General features: G+C 73.7%; 15 protein-coding genes. 10 read left to right on the top strand and 5 right to left on the bottom strand.

Features of this window, described 5'->3' with window-relative positions; genetic code table 11:
• Positions 1-102 precede the first annotated feature (102 nt).
• Together ACFV1W_RS23560 and ACFV1W_RS23555 are read right to left on the bottom strand one after the other, a co-directional pair.
• Positions 103-735 (bottom strand): histidine phosphatase family protein, encoded by a 633-nt coding sequence (locus ACFV1W_RS23560; protein WP_380419194.1) that lies wholly within the window; start codon positions 733-735, stop codon positions 103-105.
• A gap of 98 nt (positions 736-833) precedes the next feature.
• Positions 834-1760, bottom strand: a complete 927-nt coding sequence (locus ACFV1W_RS23555) for an aldo/keto reductase (RefSeq protein WP_380419193.1) — start codon at positions 1758-1760, stop codon at positions 834-836.
• 39 nt (positions 1761-1799) lie between these two features.
• On the opposite strand from ACFV1W_RS23555, the gene ACFV1W_RS23550 reads away from it, so the two are divergent.
• From ACFV1W_RS23550 to ACFV1W_RS23535, 4 genes are all read left to right on the top strand, one after another.
• Entirely contained in the window at positions 1800-2825 is a 1026-nt protein-coding gene (locus tag ACFV1W_RS23550; protein ID WP_380419192.1) for a DUF5937 family protein, read from the top strand.
• A 141-nt stretch (positions 2826-2966) separates the two neighbouring features.
• The gene (locus ACFV1W_RS23545; RefSeq protein WP_380419191.1) at positions 2967-3224 is read left to right on the top strand and encodes a hypothetical protein; all 258 of its coding nucleotides are present in this window, start codon (positions 2967-2969) and stop codon (positions 3222-3224) included.
• The gene (locus ACFV1W_RS23540) at positions 3221-4189 is read left to right on the top strand and encodes a D-2-hydroxyacid dehydrogenase family protein (protein ID WP_380419190.1); all 969 of its coding nucleotides are present in this window, start codon (positions 3221-3223) and stop codon (positions 4187-4189) included. The genes ACFV1W_RS23545 and ACFV1W_RS23540 overlap by 4 nt, the downstream gene beginning before the upstream one ends.
• A 42-nt stretch (positions 4190-4231) precedes the next feature.
• Positions 4232-5242: a hypothetical protein gene (locus ACFV1W_RS23535; protein ID WP_380419189.1), complete on the top strand. Its 1011-nt coding sequence runs from the start codon at positions 4232-4234 to the stop codon at positions 5240-5242.
• 10 nt (positions 5243-5252) lie between these two features.
• On the opposite strand, the gene ACFV1W_RS23530 is transcribed toward ACFV1W_RS23535, so the two are convergent.
• The gene (locus ACFV1W_RS23530; RefSeq protein WP_380419188.1) at positions 5253-6842 is read right to left on the bottom strand and encodes a M4 family metallopeptidase; all 1590 of its coding nucleotides are present in this window, start codon (positions 6840-6842) and stop codon (positions 5253-5255) included.
• A gap of 256 nt (positions 6843-7098) precedes the next feature.
• Here ACFV1W_RS23530 and ACFV1W_RS23525 point away from each other — a divergent pair, with 256 nt between their 5' ends.
• The gene (locus ACFV1W_RS23525; protein ID WP_380419237.1) at positions 7099-7446 is read left to right on the top strand and encodes a GNAT family N-acetyltransferase; all 348 of its coding nucleotides are present in this window, start codon (positions 7099-7101) and stop codon (positions 7444-7446) included.
• Between the two features lie 24 nt (positions 7447-7470).
• Positions 7471-8799, top strand: a complete 1329-nt coding sequence (locus ACFV1W_RS23520) for a hypothetical protein (RefSeq protein WP_380419187.1) — start codon at positions 7471-7473, stop codon at positions 8797-8799.
• A gap of 4 nt (positions 8800-8803) precedes the next feature.
• Here the strand turns inward: ACFV1W_RS23520 and ACFV1W_RS23515 are convergent, their stop codons facing one another.
• A complete protein-coding gene (locus ACFV1W_RS23515; RefSeq protein WP_380419186.1) occupies positions 8804-10900 on the bottom strand; it encodes an amino acid adenylation domain-containing protein in 2097 nt (698 codons plus the stop codon).
• Positions 10901-11105: 205 nt separating this feature from the next.
• On the opposite strand from ACFV1W_RS23515, the gene ACFV1W_RS23510 reads away from it, so the two are divergent.
• The 4 genes from ACFV1W_RS23510 to efeU all read left to right on the top strand — a co-directional run bounded on the left by ACFV1W_RS23510 (position 11106) and on the right by efeU (position 15480).
• Positions 11106-11921 (top strand): ABC transporter ATP-binding protein, encoded by an 816-nt coding sequence (locus tag ACFV1W_RS23510; RefSeq protein ID WP_380419185.1) that lies wholly within the window; start codon positions 11106-11108, stop codon positions 11919-11921.
• 141 nt (positions 11922-12062) lie between these two features.
• Positions 12063-13211 carry an iron uptake system protein EfeO gene (efeO, locus tag ACFV1W_RS23505; protein ID WP_380419184.1) on the top strand — a complete coding sequence of 383 codons (1149 nt, stop codon included), beginning with the start codon at positions 12063-12065 and terminating at the stop codon, positions 13209-13211.
• Positions 13212-13301: 90 nt separating this feature from the next.
• Positions 13302-14612: an iron uptake transporter deferrochelatase/peroxidase subunit gene (efeB, locus tag ACFV1W_RS23500; RefSeq protein WP_380419183.1), complete on the top strand. Its 1311-nt coding sequence runs from the start codon at positions 13302-13304 to the stop codon at positions 14610-14612.
• 34 nt (positions 14613-14646) lie between these two features.
• Positions 14647-15480 carry an iron uptake transporter permease EfeU gene (gene efeU, locus ACFV1W_RS23495; RefSeq protein WP_380419182.1) on the top strand — a complete coding sequence of 278 codons (834 nt, stop codon included), beginning with the start codon at positions 14647-14649 and terminating at the stop codon, positions 15478-15480.
• 90 nt (positions 15481-15570) lie between these two features.
• Here efeU and ACFV1W_RS23490 read toward each other — a convergent pair whose 3' ends face one another.
• Positions 15571-15846, bottom strand: a complete 276-nt coding sequence (locus tag ACFV1W_RS23490) for a hypothetical protein (RefSeq protein WP_380419181.1) — start codon at positions 15844-15846, stop codon at positions 15571-15573.
• Between the last annotated feature and the right edge of the window lie 349 nt (positions 15847-16195).

The following is a 16195-nucleotide window of genomic DNA, read 5'->3' as shown; positions in this document are numbered from 1 at the left end:
TCACGGGGATGCGGAGCGGATGCTCCGGGAGACCGTCATCGTGGGGACGTGAGCCGCCACCTGCGACGGCCCGCCGGGCAGGGGGAGCGCCGACGCGGGGGATCAGCAGCGCAGCTCGGGCGGGAAGCCCGTCCAGCGGAGTTCCTCGGGCAGGTGGCTCTGGTCGTTCAGCAGCAGTACGGACGAGGGGCGGCCGGGGGTGAAGCGCAGGACGGTGAGGGCCGCGTTGGCGGCGTTGAGGCCGAGCCAGCGCCACCTCGGGGCATCGAGGGTGTGGCGGACCAGCCAGCCGACCAGGAAGGCGTGGGTGACGACCAGTTCGTGCCGCTCCTCGCCGCCCGGGACCGGGCCGGTGAACCGTTCGACGGCCCGGCGGGCCAGCTCAGGGCCCCGGGCGAGTTCCTCCGCCGAGGCACCGGACAGGAAGTTCAGCAGGAACTCCGCGCTGTCGGTGGGAAGTTCGTCGGCCGCGGGCAGGTAGGGGACGTAGTCGTCGGCCTCCTCGCACGCCGACACCGCCGCCCCGCCCAGCTGCTCCCCGATGAGCCGGGCGGTCTGCGCGGCCCGGGGGAGCGGCCCGTGGTGCACCGCCGTGATCGGTCGGTTCGCCAGGCGGCGGCCGAGCAGGACGGCCTGGCGGCGTCCGGCGGCGGTGAGTCCGCCGCCGTCGGAGCCGTCGGAGGCGGCCTCGCCGTGGCGGGCGAGGTACAGGTAGCGGGTGGCGGTGTCGGGCATGCTGAGGGGTTCCTCGACTCGTCAGTGGTCTTCGGTGGACTTCGGTGATCTTCGGACCTGTGTCCCTCAGCGACGCCCGGGGGCCGCTGCCGGTTCCGTCAGCCGGTGTGGGCCTGGTCCAGCAGGGCGAGTTCCTCCGCCGTCAGCCGCACCGCGCCCGCGGCGACGTTGTCCTCCAGGTGCGCCACGTCGCCCGTGCCCGGGATGGCGAGGACGTGCGGGCCGCGGTGCAGCGTCCAGGCGAGCCGCACCTGGGCGGTGCTGATCCCGCGGGCCTCGGCCACCGCCTGGACCTGGGCGGGTTCGGCTCCGCCAGCCCCGTCCTGCCGGCCGTCGCCCGCGATGGCGTAGAAGGGGACGAAGGCGATGCCCTGCTCGCCGCAGAGGCGCAGCAGTTCGTCCTGGGCGGGGGAGGCGCCGATGCCGTACGGGTTCTGCACGCAGGTGACCGGGGCGATGGCCTGGGCCTCGGCCAGCTGGTGGGGGTGGATGTTGGACAGCCCGAGCCGGCGGATCAGGCCGACCCGCTGCAACTCGACGAGCGCGCCGAAGCGTTCGGCGATCGAGTCGGTGCCGAGGACGCGCAGGTTGACCAGGTCGAGGTGGTCGCGGCCGAGTTGGCGCAGGTTCTCCTCGGCCTGGGCGCGCAGCCCGGCCGGGGTGCGGGCGTGCTCGCTCCACTGGCCGTCGGGGCCGCGGGCGGGGCCGACCTTGGTGGCGATCACCAGGTCGTCCGCGTACGGGGCGAGGGCGCGGTTGATCAGCTCGTTGGCCGAGCGCAGCGGGGAGAAGTAGAACGCGGCGGTGTCGATGTGGTTGACGCCCAGTTCGAGGGCCCGGCGCAGCACCCGCAGGGCCTGGTCGCGGTCGCGCGGTACGGCGTCGGGCACCAGCGCCGGGCCGGTCTGCGGCAGGCGCATCGCGCCGAAGCCGATCCGGTGGACGGCGCGGTCGCCCAGGTTCCAGGTGCCGGAGGCGGCTGCGGTCACAGTGGGCACGGTGGCATCGGAAGTCATGCCGGTCATGATCGCTTCTGCACTAACCTGACCGCCACTGATTCGCGCATGTGCGAATCCAACGGGATGGCCGGGGAGAGGGAGTTGGCGGATCTGCTGTTCACGGCGGGTGACCTGGCGCGGATGCGGTTCGCCGTCGCTCCGATGTGGGAGGTCGGTCCGAGCCTGCGCCTGCTGCGCTCGGGGCTCCCGCACGCCGTCCACGGGCCCTGGGCGGAGCAGGTGAGGCCCCGGCTGACGGCACTCGGCCCGGCCTTCGGGCTGCTCGCCGAACTCGTACCGCCCACCGGCTACGTGCCGGACTTCATCAATCCCGCCCCGGCCGGGCCCGCGCCGACCCTCGCCGAGGAACTCGCCGCGATCCGGGCCACCCCCGCCGGGCAGGTCCGGCGCGACCTCGACCGGCTCGCGGCGGAGCACGGCACGCTCGGGTCGCGGCTGCGGGCCCTGCACGCCGATCCGGGCCCCGGGCTGGGGAGCCTCGCCGAGGCGGTCGAGGCGTACTGGGAGCTGGCCCTCGCGCCGTACTGGGCGAGGATCCGCGCGGTGCTCGACGCGGACGTGCTGCACCGGGCCCGGCAGGCCGCCGAGCACGGCGCCGCGCGGGTGCTGAACGACCTGCACGCCGAACTGCGGTGGGCCGAGGGCACCCTGCGGCTGAGCCGCCGTACCCGCCCCATGTCCCGCCGGAGCGCCGGACCTGGCCTGCTGCTGATCCCGTCCGCCTTCACCGGCCCCGGCCTGTACACCCTGTTCGCCCCGCCGGACCCGCCCCAACTCGCCTACCCGGCCCGGGGGATAGGCGGTCTCTGGACGACGGCCGCGGCACCGGCATCCGGAACGGCCGCGCTGGCGGCGGTGCTCGGCCGCTCCCGCGCCCTGCTGCTCGCCGAACTCGCCGCCCCCGCCTCGACCACCGAACTCGCCCGCCGCACCGGGCTGTCGCCCTCGGCCGTCTCCCAGTACCTGACGGCGCTGCGCGACGCCCGACTGGTGAGCGCCCACCGCGCGGGGCGCTCGGTGCTGTACGCCCGGACGGCCACGGCGGAGGCACTGCTGAACCCGGACGGCTGAAGCCCGTTCCCCGAAGCCCGGACCAGGGGAACGGGCGCCGGTTAGGCTGCCGGGCATGGACCACACGCCGACCGGCCGCAGGGCCCGCTGACCGTCTTCGACGGACGCCTCGTCCTCGACCCGGACGCCCGGACCGCCACGGTGGACGGCCGCGAGGTCCGGCTCACCCATCAGGACGTCCGGGGCCTGCGCACCCTGATCGAGCTGGGCGAAGGGCTGCACGACGCGCAGGACGTCCTGCTGCGCGGCTGGGGCGTCTGGCTCGGCCCCCGGGAGCTGCGGTACCCGATGGCCGTCCTTCGGATGAAGCTCGGCGAGCCCTGGTGGATCGTCCGGGACGGGGACCGGTACGGGCTGCGGCCCCCGGCCCCACCGCCGTCTGGCAAGCTGCCGTCATGACGCTTCCGATGCTCCGCTGCGCCGTCCTGGACGACTTCCAGGGCGTCGCCACCAGTTCCGCCGACTGGTCGTCGATAGCCGACCGGGTCGAGGTGACCTCCTTCCGCGAGCACCACGGCTCGGAGGGCGAACTGGCCGCCGCGCTCGCCGGGTTCGACATCGTGGTGACCCTGCGCGAGCGGGTGCCGTTCCCCGCGACGCTGTTCGCCCGGCTCCCGCGGCTCAAGCTGCTGATCGCCTCCGGCATGCGCAACTCGGTCATCGACCACGCCGCCGCCGCGGCGCACGGCGTCACGGTCTGCGGTACCGCCAGTTCCGGCACCCCGCCCGTCGAGCTGACCTGGGCGCTGCTGCTCGGCCTGGCCCGCGGGATCGTCCAGGAGAACACCGCGCTGCGCGAGGGCGGCCCGTGGCAGAGCACCGTCGGGGCCGATCTGCACGGGCGGACGCTGGGGCTGCTCGGCCTCGGGCGGATCGGCGCGCTGGTGGCCAGGGTCGGGACCGCCTTCGGCATGGACGTGCTCGCCTGGAGCCGGAGGCTGACCGACGAGCGGGCGGCCGAGGCGGGCGTGCGCCGGGCCGGCTCCAAGGAGGAACTGCTGCGGGAGAGCGACTTCGTCTCCGTCCACCTCGCCTCGAACGCGGACACCCACGGGCTGATCGGCGCCGCCGAACTCGCCCTGATGAAGCCCGACGCCTACCTGGTCAACACCTCCCGGGCGGCGATCGTCGACCAGGACGCGCTGCTCGCCGCGCTCACCGAGGGCCGGATCGCGGGCGCCGCCCTGGACGTCTTCGACGTCGAGCCGCTGCCCGCCGACCACCCGCTGCGCAGCGCGCCCCGGCTGCTCGCCACTCCGCACCTGGGGTACGTCTCGCGGGACAACTACCGGCGGTACTTCGGTGAGGCGGTGGAGGACATCGAGGCCTTCCTCAAGGGTGAGCCGATCCGCCGTCTGGGCTGACACCGGCGCCCGTGCCCGGGCTTCCGGTCGCATACTGACGGCATGACGAGCGGAGGCGGCTGCGGCCACCGGCGGGCGGGCCGGCGCGGGGTGCTGCGGGCGGGGGCGGCGGCGGTGCTGCTGGGGGCGGTGGGGTGTTCGAGCGGGGGCAAGTCCGGGACAGCGGAGACGGGTTCCGCCGCGTCGCCGAGCACGAGCCCGACCGTGACCCCGAGCCCGACCCCGCTGCCCAACCCGCCGCTCTGGCAGCCCGGCCCCGGCGAGATCCAGCCCGACGTCAAGCGCCGCGCCGTCGAGCTGGTCGCAGCGCTCGGGGCCTGGCCGTCCGGTGCCCAGGGTGCGGAGGCGGCCCGGTCCCGGGTGGCGGCGCTCGGGCTGCCGCCCGGCCTGGCGGACCAGGCCGGGCGGCTCGCCCCGGCGGCTACCGAGGCGAGCCTGGAGGTGATCGACGCCCAGTACGGCGGGATCCTGGCCGACTCGGCCAGTGTGCTGGTGGTCTGCCGGCAGTGGACCCGGCAGTCGGACGGCGCGGTGGCCCCGGGCGGGATCACCGTGGACGTCCGGCTGAGCCGGGCCGAGCCGCGCTGGACCGTCACCGCGCTGCACCCGGGCGACCCGGGCCCGGCCGCCACCTCACCCGCCCCGGCGATGGCCGAGGTGCTGGCCGAGCCGAGGGTCGAGCTGGCGCCGGGGGCGGCGGACGACCTGCGCAGCGGCGCCGTGCACGACACCGTCCTGGCGGCGATGCTGCGGCTGGCCGGCCCGTACACGCTCTCGGTGAGCGTGGTGCGCAGCGGCCACCCGCTGGACGTCTTCGGGACGACCCGGCCCAGCGACCATCCGCTGGGCCGGGCCTTCGACGTCTGGCGGATCGACGGCCGGGCGGTGATCGACCCGGCCACGCCCCGGCGGCTGATCGAGTCCTTCATGCGGGACGCGGCGGCCGCCGGTTCGTACAACGTGGGCGGGCCGGTGGCGATCGCGGGCGTCGGCAACCGGTTCTTCACCGACGACACCCACCACGACCACGTCCACATCGGGTTCAACAGCTAGCCTGCGATGGCTAGTTGACGCCGACCGCGCTCCAGGCCGAGGCGACCGCGTTGTACTCGGTGCTGCCGGCGCCGTAGAGATCGCGGGCGGCGTTGAGGGAGGCGGCGCGGGCGCCCTTGTAGTTGGTGGTGGAGGTCATGTAGACGGTCAGCGCGCGGTACCAGATCTTGGCGACCTTCTGGTTGCCGATGCCGGTCACCGTGGACTTGTTGCAGGTCGGGCTGTTGTAGGCGACCCCGTTGACGGTCTTGCTGCCGCTGCCCTCGCTGGCCAGGTAGAACCAGTGGTTGCCGACGCCGGAGGAGTAGTGGACGTCGAGCTTGCCGACCGAACTCGTCCAGCAGTCCGCCGACTTGCCGTCCAGCGAGGGCTTGTCGAAGCGGCGCAGCCACGGCGGGGTGGACTGGTCGCTGAACAGGTAGTCGCCGGTGTCGACCTTGTTGTTGGCGTACCACTCCACCATGGTGCCGAAGATGTCGCTGGTGGACTCGTTGAGGCCGCCAGACTCGCCGCTGTAGCGCAGGTTGGCGGTGGCGCTGGTGACGCCGTGGGTCATCTCGTGGCCCATGGTGTCGAGGTCGACCTGCTCGGGGTCGGTGCTGCCGTCGCCGTCGCCGGTCATCATGCAGAAGCAGCTGTCGGACCACTGGGCGTTGTCCCAGTTCGTGCCGACGTGGACGAAGACGGTGGCGCCCCTGCCGTCGTTCTTGATGCCGTTCCGGCCGTGGACGTTCTTGTAGTAGTCGTACGTCCAGGCGGTGTTGGCGTGGGCGTCGACGGCGGCGGTGGCACGGTCGGTGGAGAACTTCCTTCCGTCGCCCCAGACGTTGGTGGTGCTGGTGAACGGGGTGCCGGAGGTCGCCTTGACCGAGCCGGCGGAGAGGTTGCCCGCGTCCTTGGTGACGTGGCCGCGGACCGGGTCGGTGAGGGTGTAGCCGCCGCCGGTCTGGGTGGTGTCGACGGTGACCTGGCCGGTGTACTCGGAGTTCCCGGTGCCGGCGGCCTGGTGCTCGGCGTCGTAGGACTCGATCTGCTCGCCGGTGGTGGCGTCGGTGACGACGACCTTGCCGGCCGGCTGACCGTGCTCGCCTGCGCCCTCGACGGTGGTGCGCCAGGCGAGCCGGGGCGTGCCGTCGGCGGCCCAGACCACCAGCTCGGGGGTGCTGACGGCGTCCCGGACGCCGGGGGCGGCGGAGAGCGCGTTCGCGGCGCCGGACTGGGCGGGCACCTTGGGGGTGGTGGACTTCACGGCGGCGTCGTGGGCGGCCGCACGGGAGGTGTCCCTGAGCCTGCCGCGGGCGTCCTGGTGGACGACCAGGTCGCCGCCGACCACCGGGAGGCCCTGGTAGGTGCGGTCGAAGCGGACGTGCGAGGTGCCGTCGGCGTCGAGGACGACGTCCTTGAGGACGAGGTCCTGACCCGCGCCGTAGCCGAACACCCCGGGGTTGTGGGTGACGTTGGCGCGGGCCTGGGCTATCGCGGCCTCACGCGTGGCGGGCGCGGCGGCGGCCGTGGTGGGGACGGCCACGGCGGCGAGCGCGGCGACGACGGCGACGGCTCCGGCCGTGCGGACACGGCGGGAGGAGGAGGTGGGGCTCACTCTGGCTCCAGTGGGGGTAGCTGCAGGGAAAAGAGCTGCGACCGAGATTGACGGCGGTCAGTCAGATTCAGCTAGAGGAAAGGTCATAACTTTGCCAAGTTGTGTCCTGGTCAAATCAAAAATGATCGGAAGTTAACAAGCCCTCTACGCTGTCGTCGTGACGACCGACTACCGAGCGACGGACTACCGAGCGACCGACGACCAGCCGACCGACTGCCGGTGGCGCGGCGCGCTCACCGACCCCGAACTCGACGCCCTGCACGCCGAAGGCTTCGGCCACCCCGTCCAACCCGGCCGCTGGCTGGCCCGGTTGGAGCGGCACAGCCTCGGCTGGGTCACCGCCAGGCGGGCCGCCGACGGCACTCTCGTCGGCTTCGTCAACGTCGCCTGGGACGGTGGCGCCCACGCGTTCCTGCTCGACACCGTGGTCGCACCGGACGCCCGACGGCTGGGCATCGCCACCCGGCTGGTCGCCGAAGCCGCCGACGGCGCCCGGGCGGCCGGCTGCGCCTGGCTGCACGTCGACTTCGAGCCGCACCTGCGCCCCCTCTACCTGGACTCCTGCGGTCTCCGGCCCACCGACGCGGGGCTGTCGGCGCTCTGACGACAGGCCCTAAGCTCTCGGGGCATGGACGGATGGGTGGGGGCCTGGACCGGCGGGCGGGCGGCGGTGCACCTCGGCAACGTGGCGGACTTCAACGCGCAGTTCTTCGCCCCCGGCATGGACGCGGAGCAGCGCGCCCGGCGGCTGCGGCAGGCGCACCACTACGCCTGCCTGGCCGTCGGCTACAGCCCGGAGCCGGCGGTGCTGGTGCTGCCCGCAGAGGTCGACCGGGAGTGGACCGACTGGCTGGCCCGGGAGTTGGACTGGGGGCCGGTCGAGGTCCACAGCGGGGTGGCGCCCGGCCTGACCCTCGCCGAGGCGCTCGCCGCCCGGCCCGCCCTCGCCGCGCGGATCGCCGACTCCGGCCATCCGGTGGTCGGTTGGGGCCGCACCGCCGCGCAGGGCGAGGGGCCCGAGCTGGCCGCCGTCCGCCGGTACGAGTCCAAGGCCGCCGCCCACGGGCTGTTCACGGCCCTGGCCGCCGAGCACCCCGGGATCGTCGTCCCCGCGCAGGACCGTACGGAGAGCCGCCGCCGGGCGGCGAGGCGGCTGACGGTCCGCGCCGCCCGGGGGCTGACCACCGTACTGAAGAGCCCGCACGGCGTCGGCGGCTACGGCACCGTCGTGGTCGAGCCCGCCGAGCTGTTCGCCGCGGGCGGCGGTGGCGCCCTGCTGCGTCGGCTGGTCCGCTCCGAAGTCCTGCCGCCGCAGGGCGAGTTGCTGCTGGAGGAGTACGTCGACCCGGGCCCGGCCGCCCGGCTGCGCGACCTCACCTACGACGCGGTGGTCGGCCCGGACGGCGCCGTGCACCCCGTCGGCGCGGGTGCCATGGAGGTGGCCGGCACCCGGTACCAGGGCGTCACCGTCGGCCCCGGCGCCGTCCCGCGGGCCGCCGCCGAGACGGCCCGCCGGTTCGCCCTCGCGGTGGGGGAGCGGCTCGCCGCCGACGGCTACCGGGGCTGGTACGACGTCGACTTCGTCACCGACCGGCAGCGCCGGCTCGCCCCCACCGAGATCAACCTGCGGCTCACCGGCCCGGCCATCGCCTTCGTGCTGGGCGCACGCCTCGACCAGGTGCGCGGCCCGGGCCACCTGGTCCGCACCCTGGACGCGCTGCCGCTCGGCGCCCGGCTCGCCCCCGAGGCGCTGCACGACCACCTCGACCGGCTGCGCCCGCGCTGCGCCCGGCTCGGCGTCACCCTGCTGCCGCTGATCCCGACGGCGGGCCGGGACCCTGAACCCGCCGTCGGCCTCGCCCTCGCCGGGCCGGACACCGAATCCCTGGACGCCGCCCAGGCCGTGGTCCAGGCTGCCAACCACGCGCTGACCGGCATGTTCGAGGCGCTGCGCTGAAGCCCTACTGCTTCGCCTTCGGCCGGCTCAGCAGGAACACCACGACCACCACCGCGGCCAGCATCAGCGGGATGTTGAAGACGTAGACCATGGTCGTCTCGCGCGGCCAGTCGGTGGCGGCGGTCAGCCGGTACAGGTTGTCCTGCGGCCACCAGTTGGCGAGCAGCCAGAACACCGACAGGTACGTCAGCAGCGACAGCCTGAGCGAGCGGCCCTGCCGCAGCACCGCGGGGAGGCCGAAGAGGAGGAAGGACAGCCCGGCGCCGAAGGCGGCGGATTCGGCCCAGTAGAGCAGTCCGAACCAGAAGTGGTAGTCGGAGGGCACCCCGGAGAGGTCGGTCGACCCGGGGTAGAAGTAGTCGGTGGTCCACCGGGCGAGGATGGTTGCGGCCACCGTGACGAAGAACGCGTAGCAGCCCACCTCGTCCTGGCCGGACGCCCCGGCCCGGCCCCCGGCCTTCCCGCCGCCCTTGCGGCTGCCACCGGCCTTGGCGGAGCGCGGCGCGGTGTGCTGCGGCGGGGCCGGCAGTGGCAGTGCGGCACGGTCCAGCTTGCCGGCCCGGGTGCGCGGCAGCTCCGCGACGGGTATGACGGCGGCGGGCGCGGAGAAGCCCTTGAGCTGCTCCGCCAGGTACTGGGTGAGCGACCAGCCGTCCACACCGTCCGCCTGCGGAACGGTCACCGCGTAGCCGACCATCACCCGCCGCCCCGGTGCCGGCTGCACCTCGACCACGGCCGCCTCCCGCACCGCGGGATGGGCGCGCAACGCCCCCTCGGCCCGCGCCGCGGCCTTGACCCGGGTGGTCACCGTGGTCACCCGGTCCGACCCGAGCGGCCCGACCACCGTCGCGGCCCGCCCGACGAACTCCAGCACGCCGTCCGCCCGCAGCAGCCCGAGGTCGCCGGTGAGCAGCACCCGCCCGTCCGGGTCGAAGCTCGCCGGGACGAAGCGGCGGGAGGTCTCCGCCGACCGGTTGAGGTAGCCGCGGGTCAGCCCGCCGCCCGCGATCGCGATCTCGCCGACCCGCCCGGGCCGCACCGGGGCGGAATCGGGGCCGAGCACGTACACCCGGGTGCCGGGGAAGGGCCGGCCGATCAGCGAGACCCGCTCCGCCCCCTCGGCGACGGCCGCGCCGCGCACGTCGAAGTAGGTGCTGTCGACGGTGGCTTCGGCCAGGCCGTAGACGTTCAGCACCCGGCTGAAGTCGCCGAGCAGCCGCTGCAGGGCCACCTGCTCGTCCAGGTACCACTTCTCGGCGCCGACGGTGAGCAGTCGCACCCCGGGCAGCCCGGCGCCGCTCGCCTCCAGCAGGGCGGTGAGGCGGCGGGCGGTGCGGACGTTCAGCTCCATGACCGTGACCCGCTCCCGCGCCACCAGGGCGGGCAGGACGGCGAGGTCGGCGGTGCGGTCCAGGGTGAGGTTGGACGGGGCGACCACCAGGGTGGCGCCGGTGCACAGCGCGCGGACCCAGTCGGCGGTGAAGACGTCGAACTCCAGGCTCGCGGTCTGCAGGATCCGGTCCTCGGCCGTCAGCCCGTACACCTCGCGCCAGCCCGCGTACGCGGCCAGCAGGTTGCGGTGCTCGACCAGGGCGCCGGTGGGCAGGCCGGTGGAGCCGGAGGTGTAGAACACGCAGGCCAGGTCGCCCGGCCCGACTTCGGGGCGCTCGAACTCCCCTTCCGGGGGGACCGCTTCGGCCGGGTCGTCCAGGCAGAGCACCCGCGAGCCGCCGGCGTCCGCCAGCCGCGCCCGGTGGCGCTGCTCGGTCAGCACCAGGTCCGGCGCCGCGTCGGCCAGCACGTGCCGCAGCAGCGCGTCGGGCGCGGTCGGCTCCACCGGCACGAACCCGGCGCCCGCCTTGAGCACCGCGAGCAACGCCACGTATACCTCGGTGCCCCGGCCGAGTGCGACCGCGGCCCGGCCGCCCGGGGCCAGCCCGCGCCGGGCCAGGACGGCGGCCAGCCGGTCGGCCCGTGCGTCCAGCTCCCCGTAAGTCAGCTCCGCCTCGCCGCAGCGCACCGCGACCGCCTCCGGGGCCCGGCGGGCCCTCTGCTCGACCAGGCCGTGCACGCTCCCCGGCCGCTCCTCGTCCGCCACCATCTCGCCGCCCCCTCGCTCCCCTCGGAAAGGCACAATGTTCCTCCCAACTCCCCTCGTGCAACAGGGTTCTGTCGAGTCCACCCATCGGACGGCCGGACTCCGCCCCGGCCGACGGTTGTACGGTGCACACGGACGGTCGGCGCCGGCCGGTCCGGTACGGCGCCCCCGCCCGTACCCTGCCCGGCGCCATGAATCGGAGTTCCCCATGAGCCCGTCCTTCGACGGCCCGCTGCTGCGCACCCAGGACGTGGACGTCGTGCGCGACGGCCGGCACCTGCTGCGCGGCCTCACCCTGGAGATCCAGCCCGGCGAGCACTGGGCGCTGCTCGGGCCCAACGGGGCGGGCAAGTCCACCCTGCTCGCCCTTCTCGGAGCGGTCTCCCACCCCACCCGGGGCACGGTGGACGTGCTCGGCCGCAGGCTCGGCCGGGTCGACATCCGCGAGCTGCGCGCCCACCTCGGGCACGTCAACCCGCGCCACCCGCTGCGCTCGCCGCTGAGCGTGCGCGAGGTGGTGCTCACCGGGTTCACCAACACCATCGAGCCCGAGTGGCACCGCAAGCCCGCCCCCGAGGCGGTGGAGCGCGCCCAGCAGCTGATCGAGACGCTCGGCATGAGCGCGATGGCCGAGGCCCCGTGGACCACCCTCTCCCAGGGCGAGCGCGGCCGGGCGCTGATCGCCCGCGCGCTGATGCCCAGCCCCCGGCTGCTGCTGCTCGACGAGCCCGCGACCGGGCTGGACCTGACCGCCCGCGAGCTGCTGCTGGACAGCCTGGACCTGCTGCGCCACCAGCACCCCGAGCTGGCCAGCGTGCTGGTCACCCACCACCTGGAGGAGCTGCCGGAGAGCACCACCCACGCGCTGCTGCTGCGCGGGGGCGAGTGCGTGGCGGCCGGGCCGGTGGACGAGGTGATGACCACCGAGCTGATCAGCGAGACCTTCGGCCACCCGGTCCGGATCAGCCGTCACGAGGGCCGTTGGACGGCCCGGGCCGCCGCCCGCCGCGTGCCCGGGAGGTGACGGTTCGGGCTGGGCAGGGGGCCGGGTATCGACGGTAAAGCATTCTTACGTAAGGTATGCCTTAGCTAAAAAGGAGGCGCCGGCCCGGTCGGCGCTTTACCCGGCCTTGGCACCCCCATGCCCTTTTCCGTTGGAGTCCCCATGTCCGCCCGCCGCCGTTCCACCGCAGCCGCGCTGCTCAGCCTCGCCGTGGCGACCGCCGCCCTGGCCGGCTGCGCCTCGAAGAAGGACGACAAGGCGGGCGGCGCCGACGCGGTCAAGGTCAACGCCACCGACACCGCCTGCGAGGTGTCCACGACCAGCTTCCCGGCCGGCCACGTGGTGCTGGACATCAGCAACAAGGGCTCCAAGACCACCGAGGTCTACGTCTACGCCTCCGGCGACAAGATCGTCACTGAGCGGGAGAACATCGGCCCCGGCACCAAGGCCAGCATCAACGCCGAGATCAAGGCCGGCTCGTACGAGATCGCCTGCAAGCCCGGCATGGTCGGCGACGGTATCCGCCAGAAGATCACGGTGACCGGCGAGGGCGGCAGCACCGCCCCGGCCGACCCGCGCCTGGCCGCCGCCGTCGACTCCTACCGCAAGTACGCCCAGGAGCAGGCCGACGCCACCATCCCGGCCGTGGAGGCCTTCGCCGCCGCGATCAAGGGCGGCGACCTGGAGAAGGCCAAGGCGCTGTACGCGCCCTCGCGCACCGGCTGGGAGCGCACCGAGCCGGTCGCCGAGAGCTTCGGGGACGTCGACCCCAAGACCGACACCCGCGAGGACAAGCTGGAGCAGGGCCAGCAGTGGACCGGCTGGCACCGCCTGGAGAAGGCGCTCTGGGCCGACGCGAAGATCGGCGACGACGAGCGGAAGCTCGCGGACCAGCTGGTCGGCGACCTCAAGGACTGGCAGAAGAAGATCCCCGAGGCGGAGATCACCGCGACCAGCATGGCCAACGGCGCCAAGGAACTGCTGGACGAGGTCGCCACCAACAAGATCACCGGCGAGGAGGACCGCTACAGCCACACCGACCTCGCGGATTTCCAGGCCAACGTCGAGGGCGCCCAGAAGGCCTACGAGCTGCTGAAGCCGGTCGCCGCCGAGAAGGACCCGGAGCTCGCCAGGACGCTCGACTCCGAGTTCGCCGCCATCAGCGCCCTGCTGGCCAAGTACAAGCAGTCCGACGGCGGCTTCACCCCGTACGACAAGGTCACCGAGGCCGAGCGCAAGACCTTCTCCGACTCGGTGAACTCGCTGGGCGAGCCGCTGTCGAAGCTGGCCGCCGCCGTGGTCGCCAAGTAGGACCTCGTCGGACCGCCACCAGGTCCTCAACCGGCCGGTCACCGGCCGCAGTTCAGTAGTTCCGCAAGAGTGAGAAGGGCCCGCCCGCCGATGGACGCCGAGAACGAGCAGCAGGACGGCACCCCGGCCGCTGCCGCCACTGCCACCCCCGACCGGTCCCCGGTCAGCCGACGCGCCGTCATCGGCTGGGCGGGCGCGGGCGTCGCCCTCGGTGCCGCCGCCGTCGGATCGGTCGCCGCGGCCGTCCGGCAGGACGACGCCCCGGCGCCGGCGGCGAACGCCGTGGTCGGCGGGGAGGTGCCCTTCTACGGCGAGCACCAGGCGGGCATCTCCACCCCGGTCCAGGACCGGCTGCACTTCGCGGCTTTCGACGTCTCCGAGAAGGCCACCCGGGAGTCCCTGGTCAAGCTCCTCAAGGAGTGGACCAAGGCGGCCGCCGCGATGACCGGCGGCCGCGAGGTCGGCACCGGCGCCGTCCCCGCCTCCGCCGAGGCGCCGCCGGACGACACCGGCGAGGCGCTCGGCCTGCCCGCTTCCCGGCTCACCCTGACGATCGGCTTCGGGCCGAGCCTGTTCGAGAAGGACGGCCTGGACCGCTTCGGCCTCAAGGCCCAGCGCCCCGACGCCCTGATCGAACTGCCGAACTTCAAGGGCGACAAGCTCGACCCGCTGCGCAGCGGTGGCGACCTGTGCGTCCAGGCCTGCGCCGACGACCCCCAGGTCGCGGTGCACGCGATCCGCAACCTGGCCCGGATCGGCATGGGCACCGTCAACATCCGCTGGTCGCAGCTCGGCTTCGGCAAGACCTCCTCGACCACCCCGGACGAGCAGACCCCGCGCAACCTGATGGGGTTCAAGGACGGCACCCACAACATCGCGGGCAACGACACCGCCAACCTGTCCGAGCACGTCTGGGCGGCCCCCGGCGACGGCCCGGAGTGGATGACCGGCGGCTCCTACCTGGTCGCCCGGCGGATCCGGATGCACATCGAGACCTGGGACCGCGCCTCGCTCAAGGACCAGGAGGACACCTTCGGCCGCACCAAGGGCGAGGGCGCGCCGTACGGCAGGACCAAGGAGCACGACGCCCCCGACCTCAAGGCGATGCCCGCGACCTCGCACGTTGCCCTGGCCCACCCGGACGCCAACAACGGCCTGATGATCCTGCGCCGCGGCTTCTCCTTCACCGACGGCACGGACGGCCTCGGCCGCCTCGACGCCGGGCTGTTCTTCCTCGCCTACCAGCGCGACACCCGGAAGGCCTTCGTACCGCTGCAGCAGCGGCTCGCGGCCTCCGACAAGCTCAACGAGTACATCCAGCACGTCGGCTCCGCCCACTTCGCCTGCCCGGCGGGCGTGCGCAAGCCGGGGGAGTGGTGGGGCCAGGCCCTCTTCGGATGATCCCCCTCACCCCCACCACCACGAGGAGTCAGCCGTGTTCGGCAACTACCTGATCGGCCTGCGCGAAGGCCTCGAAGCCAGTCTGGTCGTCTGCATCCTGATCGCCTACCTGGTCAAGACCGACCGCCGGGACAGGCTGCCGCCGGTGTGGCTCGGCGTCACCGCGGCCGTGGTGCTCTCCATGGCCTTCGGCGCGGTGCTGCAGTTCGGCTCCTCGCAGCTCACCTTCGAGGCCCAGGAGGCGCTCGGCGGCTCGCTGTCGATCATCTCGGTCGGACTGGTGACCTGGATGGTGTTCTGGATGCGGCGCACCGCCCGGCACCTGAGGACCGAGCTGCACGGCAAGCTGGACGCGGCGATCGCGATGGGCACGACGGCCCTGGTGGTCACCTCCTTCCTGGCGGTCGGCCGCGAGGGCCTGGAGACCGCGCTGTTCATCTGGTCGGCCGTGCAGGCCACCGACGACGGCTGGAACCCGCTGGCCGGCGCCGCGCTCGGCCTGCTCACCTCGGTGGTGCTCGGCTGGCTGTTCTACCGTGGCGCGCTGAAGATCAACCTGGCGAGGTTCTTCACCTGGACCGGCGCGATGCTGGTCGTGGTCGCGGCCGGCGTGCTCGCCTACGGGGTGCACGACCTCCAGGAGGCCGGCTGGCTGCCCGGCCTGCACTCGCTGGCCTTCGACATCTCCAGCACCATCCCCAAGGACAGCTGGTACGGCACCCTGCTGAAGGGCGTGTTCAACTTCCAGCCGGACCCGACCGTGCTGCAGCTGGTGGTCTGGCTGGCCTACCTGCTGCCCACCCTGGCCGTCTTCTTCAACCTGTTCGGAAGCAAGGCGAAGCCCGTCGCCGCCAAGCCGGCCGCCTGACCCGGCAGTTCGACTGCACCGCCCCGCACCCGCCGTACCCCTGCGCCCCGCACGGCACCCGCCGTGCGGGGCGGCGGCGTGTCAACGGACCTACAGGGCGTGGGCCTTGGACAGGAGGAAGAGGACGAGCAGCAGCCCGAAGCCAGCCGCGATGAACGGGCCGAGCGCGAGCTGTCGGTGGACCCCGGAGACATGGTGTTCACTCCACAGGTGCGATTCGGCCGTTTCGCGCGCGCCCCAGGACACCCGCCGCTGGTAGTCGCAGCTGCCGCACTCCACGTAGCGCTCGTTGTCCCCGCGCGAGACGATCACCGCCGTGTGCTGGTACCCGTTCGCGTCTGTGCCCGTGAACCGGCTCGTGATCACGGTCCACCCCCCTTGAGACGTAGCTTCCGTTGCAGTCATCCTTGCACGCACCACTGACCATTCCCCACCGCCCACGGGGCCACGCCTGCTCCACCGTCGGTGTCCCGGTGCGGGGTGACCGTTCGTGAGGGCAGTGCTCCACGCACCACCCGGTGCCACCGGGCGGAGCGGCACCTCCGGAGGCCGGTGGCCATACCAGGGCCTGACCACCGGCAGCGTCCGGTCCTCCGGCCAGGCGTGGGTCCTCGCCGGGTCGTGAGGCGCGGGAGCCCCCCGGGGCGGGTCCCCGCGAACCGGCCCCGGGGGCTCCCGTCCGACCCCCCGCAGGCAGGGGCGTGGTGGCAGCCAG

Origin of the sequence: Kitasatospora sp. NPDC059648, from assembly GCF_042734825.1 — a bacterium.
In the GTDB taxonomy this organism is placed as follows: domain Bacteria; phylum Actinomycetota; class Actinomycetes; order Streptomycetales; family Streptomycetaceae; genus Kitasatospora.
Note: the sequence above shows the minus strand (reverse complement) of the source record. Positions and strands in the feature narration are given on the sequence as shown.

Coding starts and splice junctions, on each gene's coding strand:
- ACFV1W_RS23560 (WP_380419194.1), bottom strand. CDS start 735: ATGCCCGACACCGCCACCCGCTACCTGTACCTCGCCCGCCACGGCGAG.
- ACFV1W_RS23555 (WP_380419193.1), bottom strand. CDS start 1,760: ATGACCGGCATGACTTCCGATGCCACCGTGCCCACTGTGACCGCAGCC.
- ACFV1W_RS23550 (WP_380419192.1), top strand. CDS start 1,800: ATGTGCGAATCCAACGGGATGGCCGGGGAGAGGGAGTTGGCGGATCTG.
- ACFV1W_RS23540 (WP_380419190.1), top strand. CDS start 3,221: ATGACGCTTCCGATGCTCCGCTGCGCCGTCCTGGACGACTTCCAGGGC.
- ACFV1W_RS23535 (WP_380419189.1), top strand. CDS start 4,232: ATGACGAGCGGAGGCGGCTGCGGCCACCGGCGGGCGGGCCGGCGCGGG.
- ACFV1W_RS23520 (WP_380419187.1), top strand. CDS start 7,471: ATGGACGGATGGGTGGGGGCCTGGACCGGCGGGCGGGCGGCGGTGCAC.
- ACFV1W_RS23515 (WP_380419186.1), bottom strand. CDS start 10,900: ATGGTGGCGGACGAGGAGCGGCCGGGGAGCGTGCACGGCCTGGTCGAG.
- ACFV1W_RS23510 (WP_380419185.1), top strand. CDS start 11,106: ATGAGCCCGTCCTTCGACGGCCCGCTGCTGCGCACCCAGGACGTGGAC.
- efeO (WP_380419184.1), top strand. CDS start 12,063: ATGTCCGCCCGCCGCCGTTCCACCGCAGCCGCGCTGCTCAGCCTCGCC.
- efeB (WP_380419183.1), top strand. CDS start 13,302: ATGGACGCCGAGAACGAGCAGCAGGACGGCACCCCGGCCGCTGCCGCC.